Raw genomic sequence first — 23,794 nt, 5'->3', positions numbered from 1 at the left:
AAATCGAATGTGCGTGCTATAGGCTCGGTGGGGCATCGCATCCGACAACAACGCGGCGGCCCCCCTACCCTGGACCGGGGGCGCGCGCCTCACCGCCCCAGGAAACCGCCCGCAAGAACCGCTCCCGGGAAGCGCTCCCGAAGGCGACCGCAGGAGCGGCCCCATCGATATCGTTCTCAAGAAAGGTGCCGACCGGCGTGGCTGACCGTCTCATCGTCCGTGGCGCTCGCGAGCACAACCTCAAGAACGTCTCGCTCGACCTCCCCCGCGACTCCCTGATCGTGTTCACGGGGCTCTCCGGCTCGGGCAAGTCGTCCCTCGCGTTCGACACGATCTTCGCCGAGGGGCAGCGCCGCTACGTCGAGTCGCTCTCCTCCTACGCACGGCAGTTCCTCGGGCAGATGGACAAGCCCGACGTGGACTTCATCGAGGGCCTGTCCCCGGCCGTCTCCATCGACCAGAAGTCGACCTCGCGCAACCCGCGCTCGACGGTCGGCACCATCACCGAGGTCTACGACTACCTCCGGCTGCTCTTCGCCCGCATCGGCAAGCCGCACTGCCCCGAGTGCAGCCGCCCCATCACCCGCCAGTCGCCGCAGGCGATCGTGGACAAGGTGCTGGAGCTCCCCGAGGGCAGCCGCTTCCAGGTGCTCTCGCCGCTGGTGCGCGAGCGCAAGGGCGAGTTCGTCGACCTCTTCTCCGACCTGCAGACCAAGGGCTACAGCCGGGCCCGGGTGGACGGCGAGACCATCCAGCTCTCCGACCCGCCCAAGCTCAAGAAGCAGGAGAAGCACACCATCGAGGTGGTCATCGACCGCCTCACCGTCAAGGACAGCGCCAAGCGCCGCCTGACCGACTCGGTCGAGACCGCCCTGGGCCTCTCCGGCGGCATGGTCATCCTCGACTTCGTCGACCTCGCCGAGGACGACCCCGAGCGCGAGCGGATGTACTCCGAGCACCTCTACTGCCCCTACGACGACCTGTCGTTCGAGGAGCTGGAGCCGCGCTCGTTCTCCTTCAACTCGCCCTTCGGCGCCTGCCCCGAGTGCACCGGCATCGGCACCCGCATGGAGGTCGACCCCGAGCTGATCATCCCGGACCCGGAGAAGTCGCTGGACGAGGGAGCGATCAGCCCCTGGTCGCACGGCCACACCAAGGACTACTTCAGCCGCCTGGTCGACGCCCTCGCCGACGCCCTCGGCTTCCGCACGGACATCCCCTGGGCGGGGCTGCCCGCGCGCGCCAAGAAGGCGCTCCTCAACGGCCACAAGACCCAGATCGAGGTCCGCTACCGCAACCGCTACGGCCGCGAGCGCGCGTACACCACGGCCTTCGAGGGCGCGGTGCCGTTCGTCAAGCGGCGCCACTCCGAGGCCGAGAGCGACGCCAGCCGCGAGCGCTTCGAGGGCTACATGCGCGAGGTGGACTGCCCGACCTGTGAGGGCACGCGCCTGAAGCCGATCGTGCTCGCCGTCACCGTCCAGGGCCGGTCCATCGCCGAGGTCTCGGCGATGTCGATCAGCGAATGCGCCGACTTCCTGCGGGACATGAAGCTCACCGGCCGCGAGAAGAAGATCGCCGAGCGGGTCCTCAAGGAGGTCAACGAGCGGCTGAAGTTCCTCGTCGACGTCGGCCTGGACTACCTCTCGCTCAACCGCGCCGCGGGCACCCTCTCCGGCGGCGAGGCCCAGCGCATCCGCCTCGCCACCCAGATCGGCTCCGGCCTCGTCGGCGTGCTCTACGTCCTGGACGAGCCCTCCATCGGTCTCCACCAGCGCGACAACCACCGCCTGATCGAGACCCTCGTCCGCCTGCGCGACATGGGCAACACCCTCATCGTCGTCGAGCACGACGAGGACACCATCAAGGTCGCCGACTGGGTCGTGGACATCGGCCCCGGCGCCGGCGAGCACGGCGGCAAGGTCGTGCACAGCGGCCCCCTGAAGGAGCTCCTGCGCAACAAGGAGTCGATGACCGGGCACTACCTCTCCGGCAAGAAGGCCATCGCCATACCGGACGCCCGCCGCCCCGTCGACCCCGGCCGCCGGATCACCGTCCGCGGCGCCCGTGAGAACAACCTGCAGGACATCGACGTCTCGTTCCCGCTCGGCGTGCTCACGGCCGTCACCGGCGTCTCCGGCTCCGGCAAGTCCACGCTGGTCAACGACATCCTGTACACGCACCTCGCCCGCGAACTGAACGGCGCCCGGGCCGTGCCCGGCCGCCACACCCGCGTCGACGGCGACGACCTGGTCGACAAGGTCGTCCACGTCGACCAGTCGCCCATCGGCCGCACCCCGCGGTCCAACCCGGCCACGTACACCGGCGTCTTCGACCACATCCGCAAGCTCTTCGCGGAGACGATGGAGGCCAAGGTCCGGGGCTACCTGCCCGGCCGCTTCTCCTTCAACGTCAAGGGCGGCCGCTGCGAGAACTGCTCCGGCGACGGCACCATCAAGATCGAGATGAACTTCCTGCCGGACGTGTACGTGCCGTGCGAGGTCTGCCACGGCGCGCGCTACAACCGGGAGACCCTGGAGGTGCACTACAAGGGCAAGTCCATCGCCGAGGTGCTGGACATGCCCATCGAGGAGGCCCTGTCCTTCTTCGAGGCCGTGCCCACCATCGCCCGCCACCTGCGCACGCTCAACGAGGTCGGGCTCGGCTACGTCCGCCTCGGGCAGTCCGCGCCGACGCTCTCCGGCGGCGAGGCCCAGCGCGTGAAGCTCGCCAGCGAGCTGCAGAAGCGCTCCACGGGCCGAACGGTCTACGTCCTGGACGAGCCCACCACGGGCCTGCACTTCGAGGACATCAACAAGCTCATCTCGGTGCTGTCCGGCCTGGTCGACAAGGGCAACAGCGTCATCGTCATCGAGCACAACCTCGACGTCATCAAGACCGCCGACTGGGTCGTCGACATGGGCCCCGAGGGCGGCAGCGGCGGCGGCCTCGTCATCGCCGAGGGCACGCCCGAGGACGTCGCGTCGGTGCCGTCCAGCCACACCGGCAAGTTCCTGCGGGAGCTGCTCGGGGACCGCGTCAGCGACGCGGTTCCGCTGCCGCGGAAGAAGCCGGCGGCCAGGAAGAAGGCCGCTGCCCGCAAGGGCTGACCGTCTTGTCCTCATTGCCGGACGGGCTCTCTTCCGGGAGAGCCCGTCCGGACGGTTCTCCGGCGCCGGGTAAGGTCGGTCCGCAGTCACCGTGAGTCCAGCGCTGGAGCCCCCATGAGCACCCCCTCGTCCCCGCAGAGCCCCGCCGGGTCCCCCTGTGCGTCGCGCCGCACCGTGCTCCGGGGCGCCGCGCTCGCGGGTGTCGCCGGGCTGGGCGCCGCCGCCTGCGACGGCAAGACCGGCCCCAAGGCCGCCCCGGTGCCCACCGCGCCGGTGGACCTCGGCCCCGCGGCCGACGTCCCCGTCGGCCAGGCACGGCTCTTCCGCGAGGAGCGGCTGATCGTCTCGCAGCCCGTGCAGGGCCAGTACAAGGCGTTCAGCGCGGTGTGCACGCACGCGGGCTGCGTGGCCGACAAGGTGGACAACGGCAAGGTGCGCTGCCCCTGCCACGGCAGCGAGTTCGACGCGAACACCGGCAAGGTCCTCCAGGGCCCGGCCGGCGACCCGCTGCCGTCCGTCCCGGTCCGCGCGACCGGCGGCAAGCTGATCGCGGGCCCCGAGGCGTAAGCCCTCGCCGGCGGGCCACGGAGGACGCGGCTGTTGCGGCCGGTGAAGCATTCCGCCGGACCCTCGCCGTGGCGGCTCGCCGCCCTTGCGGCGGGTGAACCTTGAGCCCGGCCGCGAGCCGTTCCCCTACGCCCACTCCCAGGCGATCCCCACGATCCCCGGACGCACGCACGGCTCCACCAGGTGCACCATGCGGTGGCGGCCGGCGAGCGTCAGCTCCTGCAGCCCGCCGCGGGGCGCCGCCGCCGAGCTGCGGGTGAAGCGCAGACAGCGCGCGGGCAGTGCCGCGGCGTCGAACCGGACCTGCAGCACGTACTGCCCGCCCGCGAAGCTGAAGCCGCGCACGTACTCGCCGGCGGGCCCCGCCGTGCCGTCGTCGAAGCCGTAGCCGAAGACGTGGGTGTCCCCGGCCCGCAGCCGGGTATCGAAGAGCAGCTCGGCCACCAGGACGCCGGCCGCCGTGTGCCACCGCACCCGCCCCACGCGGCAGTTCTCGTTCGCCCGCACGGCCACCCGGCCGGGGTCGCAGCCCTCGTCACCGTGGTGGATGGCGAGGTAGCGGTCCACGCCGTCCCGGTGGGCGCGGACGACGTGGTGGGAGTCGCGCCCCCGCAGTTCGCGGCCGGCCCCGATGCGGACCCGCTCCAGGTGGCAGACCGTGTGCAGGCCGCCGTCGGCGGGCGACTCCAGCTCGGCGAGGAGCCGCTCCAGCGCGTGCGACTCCTCGACCAGGGAGCGGTACGAGCGCGCGGCCGGCCGCTCGGCGCCGGTGCGCGGCTCACCCGGCTCCAGCAGCCGGGTGAGGGAGTGGGCGGGCAGCTCCAGGACCTCCTCCAGGACCCGCACCGCCCTGAGCGACTCCTGCCGCTGCGGCCGGCGCGCCCCCTGCTGCCAGTAGCTGAGGCTCGTCACACCGACGTGCACGCCGCGCTGCGCGAGCCGGTGCTGCACCCGGTGCAGCGCGAGCCCCCGCACGCTCAGCGCGGTCCGCAGCGCCACGTGGAACGGCCCCGTGCGCAGGGCCCGGGCCAGCTCGGCTTCCGCCGCGTGGCGGTCCGGATCCCCGCCGGACCGTGTGCGTGCCATCCGTTCCCACCCCTGTGCTCTGTGAATATTCACAAGCGGTGACTGCGGCGGCCCCCGCCGGACCGCTGTGATCCGTATGGCCGGGCAACGGACGTTCACATCCGGTACGCCTCGTTCACACCGTCGGCTCACCGAGCATTGAAGCCGGTTGACCATTCACTGACAACTCCCTGATGCTCCTCACCAGCGTCCGGACGCGCCTCCATCACCACCCCCCGCCTCGGGAGGAACGTCCATGTCCCGTGCATCGGCACAACTGAACAAGCCCGGAAAGGCCCGCATACGCGGCAGACGGCTGTCCACCGCAGCCGTCGTCGCGGCCGCGCTGCTCGCCGTCCCCACCACGGCATCGGCAGCCGGCGGGGACCACGCGTCCCTGCGCGCCTCGAAGAAGCTGAACATCACCATGCAGGCCCAGCAGAAGAGCAACTGGTGCTGGGCCGCCTCCGGCAACACCATCGCCACCTGGTTCGGGCGCAACTACACCCAGAACCAGTTCTGCAACGCCGCCTTCCGCCGCCAGCAGGGCACGGAATGCCCCAACAACCAGGCCACGCTGGGCAATGTGCAGACCGCCCTGCAGTGGGCCGGCATCAACCCCGGTTCGTACGTGACCGGATGGCTGCGCTACCCGACGGTCCAGAGCGAGGTCAACGGCAACCGGCCGATCGAGACCCGCATCCAGTGGTCCTCCGGCGGCGGCCACATGCACGTCCTCTACGGCTACGACGACGCGAGCGGGTTCGTGTACTGGGGCGACCCCTGGCCCTCCAGCAACCGCTACAACTGGGCCTCCCACGACTGGTACGTGAACAACAACGACTTCTCCTGGACCCACTCGCTCTACCGGATCGGGGCGTGACGACATGACCGACCGGATGACCCGTCAGGCGGCCCGGAAGCAGCACTCCCGGCGCAACGCGGCCCGTGCGGTGGCCGCGGGCGCCGTCACCGCCGCCGCCCTCGGCCTCGCCCCGCTCGCGCACGCCGCCACCCCGGCGCCTCCCGCGGCCCCCACCGCCGCCGGAGTCTCCGCCGCGCACGAGGCGGCCGCCTCCTCCTCCACGCTCAGCACGCTGTCCCGCTTCTTCGCCCGCGACGGTGCGGTCGCCGCGGCGAAGGCGCAGCCGAGGATCGAGGGCGCGACCGTGCCCGTCTACACGCTCTCCCCGGAGTTCGTCGCCGGCAAGGACGGCGCCTCCGTCGCCACGCTCGACTTCCTCGCCAGCAAGGCGGTCTCTGCCGACGGCCAGAAGGCGTCGGTGTGGACCGCGCGCACCGGCGGCGACTGGAAGGTCGTCAACATCGCCACCGGTGACGACGAGACGCGCTACGCCGCCGAGGGGCAGCAGAAGCTCGGCGGCGGCACCGTCTTCCGCGAGCCCCAGATCGACGCCTGGTACGTCCAGCGCGGCGACCGCGTCCTGCCGCTGGACGACGACGCCGTCCGGGCCGTGGGCGAGCAGGGCACCACGCTCGACGGCTACCGCGCCCGCGTCCACAAGGCGTACGGCGACAAGCTGCCCGGCTCCGCGTACGCGAAGAAGGGGCAGGCGGGCGGCTACGGCCAGGAGCCGGCCGCGGCCGGGGAGCAGCAGGCGGCGCCCGCGCCGCAGGCCGGCTCCGGCCCGCTGAGCACGGCGTCCGCGGCGGCGGCCGGCGGCACGGCCCTGCTGCTCGGCGCGGGGGCGGTGGTGGCGCGCCGCAGGCTCCGGCGCCGCTGACCCGGGCCCGGGTCCGGCCGGATCCCCGCCGATCCGGTCGGTCCGTCCGGATCGGCCCCGATCCACCGTGATCCGCCCCGCGTTCCCGGTTCCGTCCCCGGCCGCCACCCCCGGCCGGGGCCGGAGCCGGTCCCTCCGCGGGCGGACGCCGATTGTCACTGCCCGCCAGTAGGGTGTGTGACATGGCCGACCCCAGCAGCTACCGACCCAAGCCGGGACAGATCCCCGACTCGCCGGGGGTCTACCGATTCCGTGACGAGCACGGCCGGGTGATCTACGTCGGGAAGGCGAAGAGCCTGCGCTCGCGCCTCTCCTCGTACTTCCAGGACCTCGCCGGCCTGCACCCGCGCACCCGCACGATGGTGACCACGGCCGCCTCCGTCGAGTGGACCGTGGTCTCCACCGAGGTCGAGGCGCTCCAGCTCGAGTACTCCTGGATCAAGGAGTACGACCCCCGGTTCAACGTCAAGTACCGCGACGACAAGAGCTATCCCTCCCTCGCCGTCACCCTGGGCGAGGAGTTCCCGCGCGTGCAGGTCATGCGCGGCCCCAAGAAGAAGGGCGTGCGCTACTTCGGCCCGTACGCCCACGCCTGGGCCATCCGCGAGACCGTCGACCTGATGCTGCGCGTCTTCCCCGTGCGCACCTGCTCGGCCGGGGTGTTCAAGCGCTCCGCCCAGATCGGCCGCCCCTGCCTGCTGGGGTACATCGGCAAGTGCTCCGCCCCCTGCGTGGGCCGGGTCAGCCCCGAGGAGCACCGCGAACTGGCCGAGGAGTTCTGCGACTTCATGGCCGGGCGTACCGGCGCGTACATCCGCCGTCTGGAACAGCAGATGCACGATGCCGCCGAGGAGATGGAGTACGAGAAGGCGGCCCGCCTGCGGGACGACATAGAGGCCCTCCGGCGCGCCATGGAGAAGAACGCCGTCGTCCTCGCCGACGCCACCGACGCCGACCTGATCGCCGTCGCGGAGGACGAGCTGGAGGCCGCGGTGCAGATCTTCCACGTGCGCGGCGGCCGGGTGCGCGGACAGCGCGGCTGGGTGACCGACAAGGTGGAGGCCGTCGACACGGCCGGTCTCGTCGAGCACGCCCTGCAGCAGCTCTACGGCGAGGAGAGCGGCGACGCGGTGCCCAAGGAGGTCCTGGTCCCGGCCCTGCCGGAGCCGGTGGAGCCCGTTGCCCAGTGGCTGGGCGAGCGCCGGGGCTCCCGCGTCGACCTGCGCATCCCCCAGCGCGGGGACAAGAAGGACCTGATGGCGACGGTCCAGCGCAACGCCCAGCAGGCCCTCGTCCTGCACAAGACCAAGCGCGCCTCCGACCTGACCACGCGCTCCCGGGCGCTGGAGGAGATCGCCGAGGCCCTGGAGCTGGACTCCGCGCCGCTGCGCATCGAGTGCTTCGACATCTCCCACCTCCAGGGGCAGGACGTGGTCGCGTCCATGGTCGTCTTCGAGGACGGCCTGGCGCGCAAGGGCGAGTACCGCCGCTTCCAGATCAAATCGTTCGAGGGCCAGGACGACGTCCGGTCGATGCACGAGGTGATCGGCCGGCGGTTCCGCCGCTATCTGCTGGAGAAGCAGAAGGCGGGGGAGTGGTCCGAGGAGAACGCCGTCGAGGCCGCGGAGGAGGAGACCGCCCGCACCGAGGACGGCCGCCCCAAGCGCTTCGCCTACCCGCCGCAGCTCGTCGTGGTCGACGGCGGGCAGCCGCAGGTGGCCGCCGCCCGCCGCGCGCTGGACGAGCTCGGCATCGACGACGTGGCCGTCTGCGGCCTCGCCAAGCGGCTGGAGGAGGTCTGGCTGCCCGGCGAGGACGACCCCGTCGTCCTGCCCCGCACCAGCGAGGGCCTCTACCTCCTGCAGCGCGTGCGCGACGAGGCCCACCGCTTCGCCATCGCCTACCAGCGCAGCAAGCGCACGAAGACGCTCAGGGCAGGCCCGCTCGACGAGGTCCCGGGCCTCGGGGAGACCCGCAAGAAGGCCCTGCTCAAGCACTTCGGCTCGGTCAAGCGGCTGCGCGCCGCCACGGTCGAGCAGATCTGCGAGGCGCCGGGCATCGGCCGCAAGACCGCCGAGACGATCGCCGCCGCGCTCGCGGCGGCGGCCCCGCCCGCCCCCGCGGTGAACACGGCGACGGGCGAGATCATGGAAGAGGCGGGGGAATGACGGGACACGCAGTATGGAAGGACGGGGCCGCGACCGCGGCGCCGTCGGTGAGACGGGGGTAGCAGCATGACCGGGAACGACCGAGACGGAGCACAGGTGAGTACGGGCACGACGGCGGATGCGGCGGCCGAGACGGCGGGCATCCCCGAACTGGTGATCATCTCCGGCATGTCGGGGGCGGGCCGCAGCACCGCCGCCAAGTGCCTGGAGGACCTCGGCTGGTTCGTCGTCGACAACCTGCCGCCCGCCCTGATCCCCACCATGGTGGACCTCGGCGCCCGCTCCCAGGGCAACGTGGCCCGCATCGCCGTGGTCGTGGACGTCCGTGGCCGGCGCTTCTTCGACAACCTCCGCGAGTCCCTGGCCGACCTGGCCGCCAAGCAGGTCAAGCGGCGCGTGATCTTCCTGGAGGCCTCGGACGACGCCCTGGTGCGCCGCTTCGAGTCCGTGCGCCGCCCGCACCCCCTGCAGGGCTCCGGGCGCATCGTCGACGGCATCGCCGCCGAGCGGGACCTGCTGCGCGAGCTGCGCGGCGACGCCGACCTGGTGATCGACACCTCCAGCCTCAACGTCCACGAGCTGCGCGCCAAGATGGACGCCCAGTTCGCCGGCGAGGAGGAGCCGGAGCTGCGGGCCACCGTCATGTCCTTCGGCTACAAGTACGGCCTGCCCGTCGACGCCGACCTCGTGGTGGACTGCCGCTTCCTGCCCAACCCGCACTGGGTGCCTGAGCTGCGCCCCTTCACGGGCCTGAACGAGGAGGTCTCGGGCTACGTCTTCAACCAGCCCGGTGCCAAGGAGTTCCTCGACCGCTACACCGAGCTCCTGCAGCTCATCGCCGCGGGGTACCGCCGCGAGGGCAAGCGCTACGTGACCATCGCGGTCGGCTGCACCGGCGGCAAGCACCGCTCCGTCGCCATGTCCGAGAAGCTGGCCCACCGCCTCGTCTCCGAGGGCGTGGAGACCGTCGTCGTGCACCGGGACATGGGGCGCGAGTGACCGGCCGCACGTCCAGGCTCCGCCGGGTGCGCCGCCTCGTCCCCGGGCGGGCGACGCGCGGCCCCGAGGGGCGCGCGAAGCGCGGCGCCCAGCCCAAGGTGGTCGCCCTCGGCGGCGGGCACGGCCTGTCCGCCTCGCTCGCCGCCCTGCGCCGGATCACCGGCGACCTCACCGCCGTCGTCACCGTCGCCGACGACGGCGGCTCCAGCGGCCGGCTCCGCGACGAGCTGGGCGTGCTGCCCCCCGGTGACCTGCGCAAGGCCCTCGCCGCCCTGTGCGGCGACGACGACTGGGGCCAGACCTGGGCCCGGGTGATCAAGCACCGCTTCACCAGCGAGGGCGATCTGCACGACCACGCCGTCGGCAATCTGCTGATCGTCGCCCTGTGGGAGCAGCTCGGGGACCCCGTCCAGGCCCTCGACCTGGTCGGCAAGCTGCTCGGCGCGCACGGCCGGGTGCTGCCCATGTCCGCCGTGCCGCTGGAGCTGCAGGCGCTCGTCAAGGGCCACGACCCCGCCGAGCCCGAGGCCGTCACGACCGTCCGCGGCCAGGCCACGGTGGCGCTGACCCCCGGTGAGGTGCAGTCCGTGCACGTCGTCCCGGAGGACCCGCCGGCCGTGCCCGAGGCCGTCGCCGCCGTCCTCGACGCCGACTGGGTCGTGCTCGGCCCCGGCTCCTGGTTCTCCTCCGTCATCCCCCACCTGCTCGTGCCCGAGCTGCTGGAAGCCCTGCAGGAGACCAAGGCCCGCCGGGTGCTGTCGTTGAATCTCGCACCACAACCGGGTGAAACCGATGGCTTCTCCCCGCAGCGTCATTTGGAGGTTTTGGCCCGACACGCCCCTAAACTCGCCCTGGACGTGGTGCTGGCCGACGAGGCCGCCGTGCCCGACCGGGAGAGCCTCACCGAAGCCGCGAAGCGGCTCGGGGCCGCGGTCGAGCTGGCGCCGGTCGCCGCGCCCGACGGCTCCCCGACCCATGACCCGGAGCTGTTGGCCGCCGCGTACGACCGTATTTTTCGGATGCATGGAAGGATCGGCCCATGGCGATGACGGCAGCGGTGAAGGATGAAATCTCCCGGCTCCCCGTCACCCGCACCTGCTGCCGGAAAGCGGAGGTCTCGGCGATCCTGCGGTTCGCGGGCGGTCTGCACCTGGTCAGCGGGCGCATCGTGATCGAGGCGGAGCTGGACACCGGGATCGCCGCCCGGCGGCTGCGCAAGGACATCCTGGAGATCTTCGGGCACGCCTCCGACCTGGTGGTGATGGCCCCCGGCGGGCTCCGCAGGGGCAGCCGGTACGTGGTCCGGGTGGTGGCGGGCGGTGACCAGCTGGCGCGCCAGACCGGCCTGGTCGACGGCCGCGGCCGGCCGATCCGCGGGCTGCCCCCGCAGGTCGTCTCCGGCGCCACCTGCGATGCCGAGGCCGCCTGGCGGGGCGCCTTCCTCGCCCACGGCTCCCTCACCGAGCCCGGCCGCTCCTCCTCCCTGGAGGTGACCTGCCCCGGGCCGGAGGCGGCGCTCGCGCTGGTCGGCGCGGCCCGCCGGCTGCAGATCGCGGCCAAGGCGCGCGAGGTGCGCGGTGTGGACCGCGTGGTCGTCCGCGACGGCGATGCGATCGGTGCCCTGCTGACCCGGCTGGGCGCGCACGAGTCGGTGCTGGCCTGGGAGGAGCGGCGGATGCGCCGCGAGGTCCGTGCCACGGCCAACCGCCTCGCCAACTTCGACGACGCCAATCTGCGCCGCTCGGCCCGTGCCGCCGTCGCGGCCGGGGCCCGGGTGCAGCGTGCGCTGGAGATCCTCGGCGAGGAGGTGCCCGAGCACCTGGCCGCCGCGGGCCGGCTCCGCATGGAGCACAAGCAGGCCTCCCTGGAGGAGCTCGGCGCGCTGGCCGACCCGCCGCTGACCAAGGACGCCGTCGCCGGCCGGATCCGGCGCCTGCTCGCCATGGCCGACAAGCGCGCCCAGGACCTCGGCATCCCGGGCACCGAGTCCAACCTCTCCGATCTGTCGGACCTCTCCGAGGAGATGGCGGAGGGCATGGCCGGCTGACCGGCCGCCCACCTCCGGTTCGAGCCACCCGGTGCCGTGCGGGGCGCCGGTGCGTGGCTCTTTCCGCATCGTTGACATGATCATGCGGACTCTCCAGTCTGGCGTCCGTGCATGACGTGGCAGACAACAGCAAGGGGGGCTCATGAGACGCAGGACGAGATCGGTCCTCGCGGCGGCTTCGCTGCTCTTCGGCGGACTGGCCGCGGCACCCTTCGCCCACGCACAACCCGCCGCCGCACCCGCGGCGCGCGACGGTGACGGCGCACCGGCCGTCTGGACCGCCAGCATCACCGCCGGCCAGGTGCCGCTGCTGCTCGCGGCTGGCGTCGACGGCCAGGAGCTCGCCGAGCGCCCGCAAGGGACCAAGGCGGCCTCCGTCGAGCTCTACCTCACCCCGGGCCAGGCCCGTGACCTGCGCGACCGCGGCGTCGGCCTCACCGAGAAGCGGATCTCCCAGCGCACGAAGGAGCGCCTCAGGGCCGCGGGCGACGGCGTCTTCCGCCCGTACAGCGGCAAGAACGGCCTCCAGCAGGAGCTGCTGGACACCGCGAAGGCCCACCCCGGCCTCACCAAGGTCGTGAGCATCGGCAAGACCGTCCGCGGCCAGGACATCCTCGCCCTGAAGCTCAGCAAGGACGCCCGCACCGAGCCCGACGGCCGCAAGCCCGCCGTGCTGTACATGTCCAACCAGCACGCCCGGGAGTGGATCACGCCCGAGATGACGCGGCGGCTGCTCCACCACTACCTCGACGGCTACGGCAAGGACGCCCGCCTCACCGACGTCGTGGACCGCGCCGAACTCTGGTTCGTCCTCTCCGCCAACCCCGACGGCTACGACTACACCTTCCAGAGCCCGGCCACCCGCCTGTGGCGCAAGAACCTGCGCGACAACAACGGCGACGGGAAGATCACCCCGGGCGACGGCGTCGACCTCAACCGCAACTTCCCGTACAAGTGGGGCTACGACAACGAGGGTTCGTCCCCCCGCCCGGGCTCCGAGACCTACCGCGGCCCGGCCCCCGCCTCCGAGCCGGAGACGCGGGCGCTCGACGCCTTCGAGAAGAAGCACCGGTTCGGCTACGCCGTCAACTACCACTCGGCGGCCGAACTGCTGCTCTACGGCGTCGGCTGGCAGGTCGCCACGCCCACCCCGGACGACGTCCTGTACAAGGCGCTCGCCGGCACCCCGGAGAAGTCCGCCATCCCGGGCTACCACCCCCAGGTCTCCTCCGAGCTCTACACGACCAACGGCGAGGCCGACGGCCACGCGGCGAACGTCAACGGGACGATGATGTTCACCCCGGAGATGTCGACCTGCCGCACGGCCTCCGAAGCCGACCCCCACGACCGCTGGGACCCGGCGGACTGCCCGTCGTCCTTCAGCTTCCCCGACGACGAGAAGCTCATCCAGCAGGAGTTCGCGAAGAACATCCCCTTCGCGCTGTCCGTGGCCGAGACCGCCGTCAACCGCGAGGGCGCCGACCGGCCCCGCTCGTCCGTGGGCCTGACCGCCCCCGACTTCACCCCCGACGCCTTCACCACCTCCTACGCCCTCGGCGACGAGCAGGAGGTCGCCGTCACCGCCCGCAAGAGCCTGCGCGAAATGCGCCTCAACTACCGCATCGACGACGGGCGTCCGCACTCCGCGCCGCTGGAGGCATGGAAGGGCGGCGACCGCTACGGCGGCAAGGACAGCATCCGGTTCGCCGAGTACCGCGCCTACGTCGAGGGCGCCGAGCCCGGCTCGAAGGTCCGGGTCTGGTACACCGGCCTGACGCGGGACGGGAAGCCCACCGCCAGTGAACCCTTCACCTACACCGTGGCGCACCGCCCCGAGGCCGACACCCTGGTGATCGCTGACGAGGGCGGCACGACCGCCGCCCGGCACACCGCCCTCTACACCGGCGCCCTGGCCGCGGCCGGCCGCGACGCCGCCGTCTGGGACGTCGCCACCCAGGGCGCACCGCACGCGCTCGGCGTGCTCGGCCACTTCAAGAGCGTCGTCTGGTACTCCGGCGACAACCGGCCCGGCGGCGCGACCCTGCCGGCCGTGCGGGACTTCGTGAACGAGGGCGGCAAGCTCGTCGCCGCGGGCAAGCAGGCGGGCGGCTACGCCCTCGTCGGCGAGGTGGAGACCGACGACTTCAGCCAGTACTACCTGGGCACGGGCGGCCGCGTGTCGCAGCCCGCCCCCGCGCGCTTCACCGGGACCGGCGCCCTCGCCGGCACCGGCGTCCGCCTCGGCGACGCCCCCGGTGACCGGGTGGACGGCGCGGGCGCGTACACCCCCATCTCCGACGAGCTGCCGCCGGCGGGCTTCCCGCAGTTCCGCAGCGCCGCCGCGGGGGAGTACACGAACGGCGCAACGGACGGCCGGTGCACCGGAAGCGGCGTCACGTTCCGTGACGGATCTTGTGGTGCGGCGGCGGACGCGCGCCGCGCGGCAGCCGTCTCCACCCCCGCCACGGTGCTCCTGGGGTTCGGTCTCCAGCACGTCCCGGACCCCGCCGAACGGTCCGCGCTCATTAGTGCAGCCCTGCGCTCTGTCAAGGGGTGAAGCCGCTCCAGAGGCCCAGTGACGCCAATGTCACGTCCCCACCTTCTTAGAGGTAGGGTCGGTGGTGGTCGGGGACATCCCAAAACAGCCCGCCGGCGGACAGTCCGGCACACCAACGAGGAGATCGGTTCGTGACGATCCGCGTAGGCATCAACGGCTTTGGCCGTATCGGTCGTAACTACTTCCGCGCGCTCCTGGAGCAGGGTGCGGACATTCAGGTAGTCGGTGTCAACGACCTGACCGACAACGCCACCCTGGTGCACCTGCTGAAGTACGACAGCATCCTCGGTCGTCTCAAGCACGAGGTCAGCCACACCGACGACACGATCACTGTCGGCGACATGACCTTCAAGACGATGGCCGAGCGCGACCCGGCGAACCTGCCCTGGGGCGAGCTGGGCGCCGACATCGTCATCGAGTCCACGGGCATCTTCACCAAGCGCGAGGACGCCGCCAAGCACCTCGCCGCCGGTGCGAAGAAGGTCCTCATCTCGGCTCCGGCCAAGAACGAGGACATCACCATCGTGATGGGCGTCAACCAGGACAAGTACGACGCGGCCAACCACCACGTCATCTCCAACGCCTCCTGCACCACCAACTGCGTGGCGCCGATGGCCAAGGTCCTCGACGAGAACTTCGGCATCGTCAAGGGCATGATGACGACGGTCCACGCGTACACCAACGACCAGCGCATCCTGGACTTCCCGCACTCCGACCTGCGCCGCGCCCGCGCCGCCGCGGAGAACATCATCCCGACCTCGACCGGTGCCGCCAAGGCCACCGCCCTGGTCCTCCCGCAGCTGAAGGGCAAGCTGGACGGCATCGCCATGCGCGTCCCGGTCCCGACCGGCTCGGTCACCGACCTCGTCCTGGAGCTCGACCGCGAGACCACCAAGGAAGAGATCAACGCCGCCTTCCAGAAGGCCGCCGAGGGCCAGCTCAAGGGCATCCTCGAGTACACCGAGGACCCGATCGTCTCCTCGGACATCGTCAACTGGCCGGCCTCCTGCACCTTCGACTCGCAGCTGACGATGGTCCAGGGCAAGCAGGTCAAGGTCGTCGGCTGGTACGACAACGAGTGGGGCTACTCCAACCGACTGGTGGACCTGACCGTCTTCGTCGGCGGCCAGCTCTGATCTCTCTGCCCGCTGGTCGTACGATCACAGGCATCGGGATGTAGGGGACGGGGCTCATACGACGCGATGAAGCGTCGTACGAGCCCCGTCTCATGACTGTCCCCAGCTACCGCTGGGAGGGGCCCCCATCCGACTGGACGGGGATCTCCCACCTACGGACGTACCGGAGTCACCGCATGAAGACGATCGACGAACTCATCCAGGACGGCGTCGAGGGCAAGCGGATCTTCGTCCGCGCCGACCTCAACGTGCCGCTCGCCGGCACCACCATCACCGACGACGGCCGCATCCGCGCCGTCGCCCCGACGATTGCCAAGCTCGCCGCCGCGGGCGCCAAGGTGATCGTCGCCTCCCACCTGGGCCGTCCCAAGGGCGCCCCGGACCCCCAGTTCTCCCTCGCCCCGGCCGCCGTGCGGCTCGGCGAGATCCTGGGCAAGCAGGTCTCGTTCGCCACCGACACGGTCGGCGACAGCGCGAAGGCCACCGTCGCCGCACTGGCGAACGGCGAGGTCACGCTGCTGGAGAACCTCCGCTTCAACGCGGGCGAGACCAGCAAGGACGACGCGGAGCGCGGCGCCTTCGCCGACGCCCTCGCGTCGCTGGCCGACCTGTACGTGGGCGACGGCTTCGGCGCCGTGCACCGCAAGCACGCCTCGGTCTTCGACCTCCCGGCGCGCCTGCCGCACGCCGCCGGCGACCTGATCGCCACCGAGGTCGGCGTCCTGAAGAAGCTCACCGAGGACGTCGCGCGCCCCTACGTGGTGGTGCTCGGCGGCGCCAAGGTCTCCGACAAGCTGGGCGTCATCGACAACCTGCTGGAGAAGGCCGACCGCATCCTCATCGGCGGCGGCATGTCGTACACCTTCCTCAAGGCCAAGGGCCACGAGGTCGGCATCTCGCTGCTGCAGGAGGACCAGATCCCGGTCTGCCTGGAGTACCTGGCCCGCGCCGAGAAGCGCGGCGTGGAGTTCGTCCTCCCCGTCGACGTCCTGGTCTCGGCCGACTTCCCGGACCTGAAGACCAAGGCCCCGGCCAACCCGGAGCTCGTCGCCTCGGACGCCATCCCGGCGGACAAGGAGGGCCTGGACATCGGCCCGAAGACGCGCGAGCTCTACGCCTCGAAGCTCGCCGACGCCGGCACCGTCTTCTGGAACGGTCCGATGGGCGTCTTCGAGCACCCCGACTACGCCAACGGCACCAAGGCCGTTGCCCAGGGCCTGCTGGACTGCGACGGCTTCACCGTCGTGGGCGGCGGCGACTCGGCCGCGGCCGTGCGCACCCTTGGCTTCGACGAGAATGCTTTCGGCCACATCTCGACCGGCGGCGGCGCCAGCCTCGAGTACCTCGAGGGCAAGACGCTCCCCGGCCTCGCCGCACTGGAGGACTGAACCACTGTGAGTGCACGTACCCCGCTGATGGCGGGCAACTGGAAGATGAACCTCAACCACCTCGAGGCCATCGCCCACGTCCAGAAGCTCGCCTTCGCGCTCGCCGACAAGGACTACGAGGGCACCGAGGTCGCCGTCCTGCCGCCCTTCACCGACCTCCGCTCGGTGCAGACGCTGGTCGACGGCGACAAGCTGAAGATCAAGTACGGTGCCCAGGACGTCTCGGCGTTCGACTCCGGCGCGTACACCGGCGAGATCTCCGGCGCCATGCTCGCCAAGCTGAAGTGCACCTACGTGGCGATCGGGCACTCCGAGCGCCGCCAGTACCACGGCGAGTCGGACGAGATCTGCAACGCCAAGGTCAAGGCCGCCTACCGGCACGGGCTGACCCCGATCCTGTGCGTCGGCGAGGGCCTGGACGTCCGCAAGGCCGGCGGCCAGGTCGCGCACACCCTCGCGCAGGTCGACGGCGCCCTCAAGGACGTCCCGGCCGAGCAGGCCGAGAGCATCGTCATCGCCTACGAGCCGGTGTGGGCCATCGGCACCGGCGAGGTCGCCACGCCCGAGGACGCCCAGGAGGTCTGCGGGGCCATCCGCGGCCGCCTCGCCGAGCTCTACGGCCGTGAGGTCGCCGACAAGATCCGCATCCAGTACGGCGGCTCCGTCAAGTCCGGCAACATCGCCGCGATCATGGCGCAGCCGGACGTCGACGGCGCCCTGATCGGCGGCGCCGCGCTGGACGTGGACGACTTCGTCAAGATCGTGCGCTTCCGCGACCAGTAGCAGCGCTATGACGAGGAGCATCCCTCGTCGTACCCTGTCGGGGCCGGGACCGGCGCGTTCGCGCCACCCGGCCCCTCACCGTCTACCGTCCGAGAGAGTTGGTCCAGCCGTGGTCATGGGGTTCTCGATCGCCCTCATCATCTTCAGCGTGCTGATGATGATGCTGGTGCTCATGCACAAGGGGAAGGGCGGCGGCCTGTCCGACATGTTCGGCGGTGGCATGCAGTCCTCCGTCGGCGGTTCCTCCGTCGCCGAGCGCAACCTCGACCGCATCACCGTGGTCGTCGGCCTGCTCTGGTTCGCGTGCATCGTCGCACTCGGCCTGCTGATGAAGCTCGATAGCTGACGTACCGTCGTGAGCGCGGCCTATCATTGAGGTCGCGTCCTCACGGCCGGGCTGTAACTCCTGCCACTGGACGCGCGTTGGGCCTTACGTAGACTGGGGCGCCCGCAGCGGAGCCGTCGGTTCAGACGGTCCGCAGCACCATTACGCAGGGAGTTACGACCGTGGCAAGTGGCAACGCGATCCGGGGAAGCCGGGTCGGAGCGGGGCCGATGGGTGAGGCCGAGCGGGGCGAGTCCGCGCCGCGCCTCCGCATCTCCTTCTGGTGCTCTAACGGGCACGAGACGCAGCCGAGCTTCGCCAGCGACGCACAGGTGCCGGACACGTGGGACTGCCCGCGCTGCGGCTTCCCGGCAGGCCAGGACCGGGACAATCCGCCGGACCCGCCGCGCACCGAGCCGTACAAGACCCACCTCGCCTACGTCCGCGAGCGGCGCAGCGACGCCGACGGCGAGGCGATCCTGGCCGAGGCGCTCGCGAAGCTCCGCGGAGAGATCTGACCGAACGGCACCCCTCGTGGGTGCCGTTTCGTGTTGCGCTCGAACCGACCGCAGATCAATTAGGTTGGAGGGCGGCGGGGCAGTTACGAGAATGAATGGGCTGATGTCCGAGATGAACGCAGAGGACCGCACCAGGCTGGACCGGACCCCGGAGTGGAACGCTCTGGCCAAGCACCGGGACGAACTGGGGGAGGTGCACCTGCGCGAGCTCTTCGCGGACGATCCGCGGCGGGCCGAGACGTACGCCCTCACCGTCGGCGACCTCCACTTGGACTACTCCAAGCACCTCGTCACCGACGAGACCCTGCGCCTGCTGCGCGAGCTCGCCGCGGCCGCGGGCGTCGCGGAGCTGCGCGACGCCATGTTCCGCGGCGAGAAGATCAACACCACCGAGGGCCGCGCCGTGCTGCACACCGCGCTGCGCGCCCCGGAGTCCTCCGTCGTCAAGGTCGACGGCGAGAACGTCGTCCCGGCCGTCCACGCCGTGCTGCGCAAGATGCAGGTCTTCTGCGACCGCGTGCTCTCCGGCGACTGGAAGGGCCACACGGGCCGGCCCATCAAGAACGTCGTCAACATCGGCATCGGCGGATCCGACCTCGGTCCGGCGATGGCCTACGAGGCGCTGCGCGCCTACACCGCCCGCGACCTGACGTTCCGTTTCGTCTCCAACGTGGACGGCGCCGACCTGCACGAGGCCCTGCAGGGCCTCGACGCCGCCGAGACGCTCTTCATCGTCGCCTCCAAGACGTTCACGACGATCGAGACCATCACCAACGCCACCTCCGCGCGGAACTGGCTGCTGACCGAGCTGCGGGCCGGCGAGGACGCCGTCGCCAAGCACTTCGTCGCCCTGTCGACGAACGAGGAGAAGGTCTCCGAGTTCGGCATCGACACCACCAACATGTTCGAGTTCTGGGACTGGGTCGGCGGCCGCTACTCCTACGACTCGGCCATCGGGCTCTCCCTGATGCTCGCCATCGGCCCGGACCGCTTCCGCGAGATGCTCGCCGGCTTCCACCTCGTCGACGAGCACTTCCGCACGGCGCCCTTCGAGGAGAACGCACCGCTGCTGCTTGGCCTGCTGGGCGTCTGGTACGGCAACTTCCACGGCGCCCAGTCGCACGCGGTCCTGCCCTACAGCCACTACCTGTCGAAGTTCGCCGCGTACCTGCAGCAGCTGGACATGGAGTCCAACGGCAAGTCGGTCGACCGCGAGGGACGGCCCGTCAGCTGGCAGACCGGGCCCGTCGTCTGGGGCACCCCCGGCACGAACGGCCAGCACGCGTATTACCAGTTGATCCACCAGGGCACGAAGCTGATCCCGGCCGACCTGCTCGGCTTCGCGCGGCCCGTCGACGACCTCCGGCCGGGGCTGGTGGCCCAGCACGACCTGCTGATGGCCAACCTGTTCGCCCAGGGCCAGGCGCTGGCCTTCGGCAAGACGCCGGAAGAGGTCGCGGCGGAGGGCGTTCCCGCCGAGCTCGTCCCCCACAAGACGTTCCGCGGGAACCACCCGACGACGACGATCCTCGCGAGCGAGCTGACGCCGTCGGTGCTGGGGCAGCTGATCGCCCTGTACGAGCACAAGGTGTTCGTCCAGGGTGCGATCTGGAACATCGACTCCTTCGACCAGTGGGGCGTCGAGCTGGGGAAGGTGCTCGCCAAGCGGGTGGAGCCGGCGCTGACGGAGGGCGCGGACGTTCCGGGGCTGGATGCGTCCACGGCGGCGCTCGTGTCGCGCTACCGAGAGCTCCGCGGGCGCTAGCCGCCGCGCCCTCGGGCGGGGCCGGGCGCCCGGCCTGAGGCGGTTCCGGCACCGCCGGACGCGTCGAGAGTGGCTGAGCGCCGTGGCGGCGGTGTCAAGGATGCGCCGCGTCCTTGACCGGGCGAAGGGCGCTCGCGCCCTTCTCTTCCGCCGCAGCGGTGCTCAGCCACCATCGGCCTGTCCGGCGGTGCCAAGACGACGGCCCGGCCCCCGAAGAACGGGAGCCGGGCCGTTGGCATACGTGCCGTCAGGGCGACGCCGGGGGATACAGCCCCCGCGGCAGCCGCGCCGCCGCGGCCGCGTCCAGCAGCCACAGCGTGCGGCTGCGGCCGCACGCGCCGGCAGCCGGCGCCTGGATCTCGCCCGCACCGCTCAGCGCGAGCGCAACGGCGTTCGCCTTGTCCTCGCCCGCGGCGAGCAGCCAGACCTCCCGCGCCGCGCGGATCGCCGGCAGGGTCAGCGAGACCCTGGTCGGCGGCGGCTTGGGCGCGCCGTGGACGCCCACGACCGTGCGCTCGGTCTCCCGTACGCCCGGCATCTCGGGGAAGAGGGACGCGACGTGCGTGTCGGGGCCGACGCCCAGCAGGAGCACGTCGAAGGACGGCACGGGGCCGTGGTCCTCCGGGCGTGCGGCCGCGGCCAGCTCCGCCGCGTACGCCTCGGCCGCCGCGTCCGCGTCGTCGTGGCTGCCGTCGGCCGCGGGCATGTAGTGCACCCGGGCCGGGTCGAGGTCGACGGCGTCGAGCAGGGCCTCGCGGGCCTGCGTGGCGTTGCGCTCCGGGTCGCCCTCGGGGAGGAACCGCTCGTCGCCCCACCACAGGTCCAGGCGCGACCAGTCGACCGCGTCCCGGGCGGGCGCCGCGGCGAGGGCCGCGAGCAGCCCGTTGCCGTTGCGCCCGCCGGTGAGGACCACGGACGCCGAGCCGCGGGCGGCCTGGGCGTCGACGATCTTCGTGATCAGCCGGGCCGCCGCGGCCTGCGCCATCAGCTCCTTGTCCCGGTGGACGACGATCTGCGGAGTGCTCACTTGCCGGCCGCCTTCTTGCCGCCGGCCTTCTTGGCGGGGGCCGGGGCGGCCTTCTCCCCGGCCTCCGGAGCCTCGTCGGCCTTCTCCTCGGCAGCAGCCGGAGCCTCGGCGGCCGGTGCCTTCGGGGCCGGCGCCGCGGGCGGTGCCTCGTTCAGCCGGTCCACCCCGTACTTGAGGGCGGCCTGGTAGATGTCGTCCGGGTCGAGCCGGCGCAGCTCCTCCGCGAGGAGCTCCGCCGTCTCGCGCCGCTGGAGGGCGACGGCGCGGTCGGGCTGGCCGGGCATGGAGAGCGTGGCCAGGGAGCCGTCCGGGCGGTGCAGGACGACGGGCCCGTTCCGGGTCTCCAGGCGGACGGCGGTGAGGCCGGGGCCGTCGGAGACGGTGCGGCGCACCGGGACGCCGAGGCGGTCGGCGAGCCACAGGGCGAGGAGCTCGGCGCTGGGGTTGTAGCCCTCGCCCTCGACCTCCGCGGAGACGACGTCGGCGTGCTGCTGGTCCAGGGCGGCCGCGAGCATGGAGCGCCACGGCGTGATCCGGGCCCAGGCGAGGTCGGTGTCGCCGGGCGTGTAGTGCGCCGAGCGGGCCGACAGCTCCTTGACGGGGTCCTCGGCGGCGTACGCGTCGGTGACGCGGCGCTGGCCGAGGGCGCCCAGTGGGTCCTCGTGGGGGTCGGCCGGGGAGGAGACCGGCCACCAGACGACGACGGGGGCGTCCGGCAGCAGCAGCGGCAGGACGACCGACTGGGCGTGGTCCATCACGTCGCCGTAGAGCCGCAGGACGACCGTCTCGCCGGTGCCGGCGGAGGTGCCGACGCGGACCTCGGCGTCGAGGCGGGCCTTGGCGCGGTCGCGCGGGGAGCGGCTGACGCGCTTGATGACGACGAGCTTGCGCGAGGGGTGCTCGCGGGACGCCTCGTTGGCGGCCTTGAGCGCGTCGTAGGCGTGCTCCTCGTCGGTGACGATGACGAGGGTGAGCACCATGCCGATGGCCGGGGTGCCGATCGCGCGGCGGCCCTGGACCAGGGCGTGGTTGATCTTGCTGGAGGTGGTGTCCGTGAGGTCGATCTTCATGGCCGGCGCCAGCTCCGTCCGTCTCGTGCGAGCATCTCGTCCGCTTCGACCGGGCCCCAGGTGCCGGCGGGGTAGGACGCGGGCTTGCCGTTCTTGTCCCAGTACTCCTCGATGGGGTCGAGGATCTGCCAGGACAGCTCGACCTCCTTCAGGCGCGGGAAGAGGTTGGCGTCGCCCAGCAGGACATCGAGGATGAGCCGCTCGTAGGCCTCGGGGCTGGACTCGGTGAAGGACTCGCCGTAGGCGAAGTCCATCGAGACGTCCCGGACCTCCATCTGGGTGCCGGGCACCTTGGAGCCGAACCGCATGGTGACGCCCTCGTCCGGCTGCACCCGGATGACCAGGGCGTTCTGCCCGAGCTCCTCGGTGGCGGTGTGGTCGAAGGGCGAGTGCGGGGCGCGCTGGAAGACGACCGCGATCTCGGTGACGCGGCGGCCCAGGCGCTTGCCGGTGCGCAGGTAGAAGGGGACGCCCGCCCAGCGGCGGTTGTCGATCTCCAGCTTGATCGCGGCGTAGGTGTCGGTCTTGGAGTGGGGGTCGATGCCCTCTTCCTCCAGGTAGCCGACGACCTCCTCGCCGCCCTGCCAGCCGTGCGCGTACTGGCCGCGGACGGTCTCCTTGCCGAGGTCCTTGGGCAGCCGGACGGCGCCCAGCACCTTGGTCTTCTCGGCGACCAGCGCGTCCGCATCGAAGGAGGCGGGCTCCTCCATGGCGGTCAGCGCGAGCAGCTGGAGGAGGTGGTTCTGGATGACGTCGCGGGCGGCGCCGATGCCGTCGTAGTAGCCGGCGCGGCCGCCGATGCCGATGTCCTCGGCCATGGTGATCTGCACGTGGTCGACGTAGGACCGGTTCCAGATCGGCTCGAAGAGGGTGTTGGCGAAGCGGAGCGCCAGGATGTTCTGGACGGTCTCCTTGCCGAGGTAGTGGTCGATCCGGAAGACCTCTTCGGTCGGGAAGACCTCGTGGACGATCCGGTTGAGCTCCTGGGCGCTGGCCAGGTCGTGGCCGAAGGGCTTCTCGATGACGGCGCGCCGCCAGGAGCCCTCCTTCTGCTCGGCCAGGCCGTGCTTCTTGAGCTGCTGGACGACCTTGGGGAACCACTTCGGCGGCACCGAGAGGTAGAAGGCGAAGTTGCCGCCCGTGCCCTGGGCCTGGTCGAGCTCCTGGACGGTGCTCTTGAGCTTCTCGAAGGCCTCGTCGTCGTCGAAGTCGCCCTGCACGAAGCGGCAGCCCTGGACCAGCTGCTGCCAGACCTCCTCGCGGAAGGGCGTGCGGGCGTGCTCCTTGACGGCGTCGTGGACGATCTGTGCGAAGTCCTCGTTCTCCCAGTCGCGGCGCGCGAAGCCGATGAGCGAGAAGCCCGGCGGCAGCAGACCCCGGTTGGCGAGGTCGTACACCGCCGGCATCAGCTTTTTCCTGGACAAATCGCCCGTGACGCCAAAGATGACCAGGCCCGACGGCCCCGCGATACGCGGGAGCCGTCGGTCCAGAGCGTCACGCAGCGGATTGCTGCTTGTGCTCAAT

General features: G+C 71.5%; 18 protein-coding genes and 1 pseudogene. 15 read left to right on the top strand and 4 right to left on the bottom strand.

All coding sequences use genetic code 11. The annotated features are described in order from the left end of the window. Positions 1–197: 197 nt before the first annotated feature. A complete protein-coding gene (uvrA, locus tag ACOTKD_RS33250; RefSeq protein WP_424892715.1) occupies positions 198–3,110 on the top strand; it encodes an excinuclease ABC subunit UvrA in 2,913 nt (970 codons plus the stop codon). Between the two features lie 114 nt (positions 3,111–3,224). Then, positions 3,225–3,677: a Rieske (2Fe-2S) protein gene (locus ACOTKD_RS33245; RefSeq protein WP_424892714.1), complete on the top strand. Its 453-nt coding sequence runs from the start codon at positions 3,225–3,227 to the stop codon at positions 3,675–3,677. A 126-nt stretch (positions 3,678–3,803) separates the two neighbouring features. On the opposite strand, the gene ACOTKD_RS33240 is transcribed toward ACOTKD_RS33245, so the two are convergent. Beyond that, positions 3,804–4,763 (bottom strand): hypothetical protein, encoded by a 960-nt coding sequence (locus ACOTKD_RS33240; RefSeq protein ID WP_424892713.1) that lies wholly within the window; start codon positions 4,761–4,763, stop codon positions 3,804–3,806. Positions 4,764–4,998: 235 nt separating this feature from the next. Here ACOTKD_RS33240 and ACOTKD_RS33235 point away from each other — a divergent pair, with 235 nt between their 5' ends. From ACOTKD_RS33235 to pgi, 13 genes and pseudogenes are all read left to right on the top strand, one after another. Further along, on the top strand, positions 4,999–5,625 hold the full coding sequence (locus ACOTKD_RS33235) for a papain-like cysteine protease family protein (RefSeq protein ID WP_424892712.1): 627 nt from the start codon (positions 4,999–5,001) through the stop codon (positions 5,623–5,625). 4 nt (positions 5,626–5,629) lie between these two features. Beyond that, positions 5,630–6,487 carry a hypothetical protein gene (locus ACOTKD_RS33230; protein ID WP_424892711.1) on the top strand — a complete coding sequence of 286 codons (858 nt, stop codon included), beginning with the start codon at positions 5,630–5,632 and terminating at the stop codon, positions 6,485–6,487. Between the two features lie 182 nt (positions 6,488–6,669). Next, positions 6,670–8,655 (top strand): excinuclease ABC subunit UvrC, encoded by a 1,986-nt coding sequence (uvrC, locus tag ACOTKD_RS33225; protein WP_424892710.1) that lies wholly within the window; start codon positions 6,670–6,672, stop codon positions 8,653–8,655. A gap of 66 nt (positions 8,656–8,721) precedes the next feature. Further along, complete coding sequence (rapZ, locus tag ACOTKD_RS33220; protein ID WP_030366603.1) at positions 8,722–9,654, top strand: RNase adapter RapZ; 933 nt, start codon at positions 8,722–8,724, stop codon at positions 9,652–9,654. Beyond that, complete coding sequence (locus ACOTKD_RS33215; protein WP_424892709.1) at positions 9,651–10,703, top strand: gluconeogenesis factor YvcK family protein; 1,053 nt, start codon at positions 9,651–9,653, stop codon at positions 10,701–10,703. Before rapZ ends, ACOTKD_RS33215 begins: the two co-directional genes overlap by 4 nt. Next, on the top strand, positions 10,694–11,701 hold the full coding sequence (gene whiA / locus ACOTKD_RS33210; protein WP_030366605.1) for a DNA-binding protein WhiA: 1,008 nt from the start codon (positions 10,694–10,696) through the stop codon (positions 11,699–11,701). Before ACOTKD_RS33215 ends, whiA begins: the two co-directional genes overlap by 10 nt. Before the next feature lie 142 nt (positions 11,702–11,843). Then, a pseudogene (locus ACOTKD_RS33205) lies at positions 11,844–14,054 on the top strand (M14 family metallopeptidase); the annotation flags it as partial. Positions 14,055–14,389: 335 nt separating this feature from the next. Further along, positions 14,390–15,394 carry a type I glyceraldehyde-3-phosphate dehydrogenase gene (gene gap / locus ACOTKD_RS33200; RefSeq protein WP_424892708.1) on the top strand — a complete coding sequence of 335 codons (1,005 nt, stop codon included), beginning with the start codon at positions 14,390–14,392 and terminating at the stop codon, positions 15,392–15,394. A 176-nt stretch (positions 15,395–15,570) separates the two neighbouring features. After that, on the top strand, positions 15,571–16,782 hold the full coding sequence (locus ACOTKD_RS33195; protein WP_424892707.1) for a phosphoglycerate kinase: 1,212 nt from the start codon (positions 15,571–15,573) through the stop codon (positions 16,780–16,782). 6 nt (positions 16,783–16,788) lie between these two features. Next, positions 16,789–17,565, top strand: a complete 777-nt coding sequence (tpiA, locus tag ACOTKD_RS33190; protein ID WP_229899659.1) for a triose-phosphate isomerase — start codon at positions 16,789–16,791, stop codon at positions 17,563–17,565. Between the two features lie 115 nt (positions 17,566–17,680). Then, a complete protein-coding gene (secG, locus tag ACOTKD_RS33185) occupies positions 17,681–17,911 on the top strand; it encodes a preprotein translocase subunit SecG (protein ID WP_030366610.1) in 231 nt (76 codons plus the stop codon). 161 nt (positions 17,912–18,072) lie between these two features. After that, positions 18,073–18,408, top strand: coding sequence for an RNA polymerase-binding protein RbpA (locus ACOTKD_RS33180; RefSeq protein WP_003957010.1), 336 nt, complete (start codon positions 18,073–18,075; stop codon positions 18,406–18,408). Between the two features lie 112 nt (positions 18,409–18,520). Beyond that, complete coding sequence (gene pgi, locus ACOTKD_RS33175; RefSeq protein WP_424892741.1) at positions 18,521–20,173, top strand: glucose-6-phosphate isomerase; 1,653 nt, start codon at positions 18,521–18,523, stop codon at positions 20,171–20,173. A gap of 247 nt (positions 20,174–20,420) precedes the next feature. Here pgi and pgl read toward each other — a convergent pair whose 3' ends face one another. From pgl to zwf, 3 genes are read right to left on the bottom strand one after another with little or no spacing between them, the layout of a single operon-like run. Beyond that, on the bottom strand, positions 20,421–21,200 hold the full coding sequence (pgl, locus tag ACOTKD_RS33170) for a 6-phosphogluconolactonase (RefSeq protein WP_424892706.1): 780 nt from the start codon (positions 21,198–21,200) through the stop codon (positions 20,421–20,423). Further along, complete coding sequence (gene opcA / locus ACOTKD_RS33165) at positions 21,197–22,270, bottom strand: glucose-6-phosphate dehydrogenase assembly protein OpcA (protein WP_424892705.1); 1,074 nt, start codon at positions 22,268–22,270, stop codon at positions 21,197–21,199. Before opcA ends, pgl begins: the two co-directional genes overlap by 4 nt. Then, positions 22,267–23,793: a glucose-6-phosphate dehydrogenase gene (gene zwf, locus ACOTKD_RS33160; protein ID WP_424892704.1), complete on the bottom strand. Its 1,527-nt coding sequence runs from the start codon at positions 23,791–23,793 to the stop codon at positions 22,267–22,269. Before zwf ends, opcA begins: the two co-directional genes overlap by 4 nt. Position 23,794 lies beyond the last annotated feature (1 nt).

Origin of the sequence: Streptomyces sp. XH2, from assembly GCF_049725035.1 — a bacterium.
In the GTDB taxonomy this organism is placed as follows: domain Bacteria; phylum Actinomycetota; class Actinomycetes; order Streptomycetales; family Streptomycetaceae; genus Streptomyces; species Streptomyces roseoverticillatus.
The sequence above is the reverse complement of the archived record's forward strand: the minus strand, read 5'-3'. Positions and strand labels throughout refer to the sequence as shown.

Coding starts and splice junctions, on each gene's coding strand:
- ACOTKD_RS33245 (WP_424892714.1), top strand. CDS start 3,225: ATGAGCACCCCCTCGTCCCCGCAGAGCCCCGCCGGGTCCCCCTGTGCG.
- ACOTKD_RS33240 (WP_424892713.1), bottom strand. CDS start 4,763: ATGGCACGCACACGGTCCGGCGGGGATCCGGACCGCCACGCGGCGGAA.
- ACOTKD_RS33235 (WP_424892712.1), top strand. CDS start 4,999: ATGTCCCGTGCATCGGCACAACTGAACAAGCCCGGAAAGGCCCGCATA.
- ACOTKD_RS33230 (WP_424892711.1), top strand. CDS start 5,630: ATGACCGACCGGATGACCCGTCAGGCGGCCCGGAAGCAGCACTCCCGG.
- uvrC (WP_424892710.1), top strand. CDS start 6,670: ATGGCCGACCCCAGCAGCTACCGACCCAAGCCGGGACAGATCCCCGAC.
- rapZ (WP_030366603.1), top strand. CDS start 8,722: ATGACCGGGAACGACCGAGACGGAGCACAGGTGAGTACGGGCACGACG.
- whiA (WP_030366605.1), top strand. CDS start 10,694: ATGGCGATGACGGCAGCGGTGAAGGATGAAATCTCCCGGCTCCCCGTC.
- ACOTKD_RS33195 (WP_424892707.1), top strand. CDS start 15,571: ATGAAGACGATCGACGAACTCATCCAGGACGGCGTCGAGGGCAAGCGG.
- secG (WP_030366610.1), top strand. CDS start 17,681: ATGGGGTTCTCGATCGCCCTCATCATCTTCAGCGTGCTGATGATGATG.
- pgi (WP_424892741.1), top strand. CDS start 18,521: ATGAACGCAGAGGACCGCACCAGGCTGGACCGGACCCCGGAGTGGAAC.
- opcA (WP_424892705.1), bottom strand. CDS start 22,270: ATGAAGATCGACCTCACGGACACCACCTCCAGCAAGATCAACCACGCC.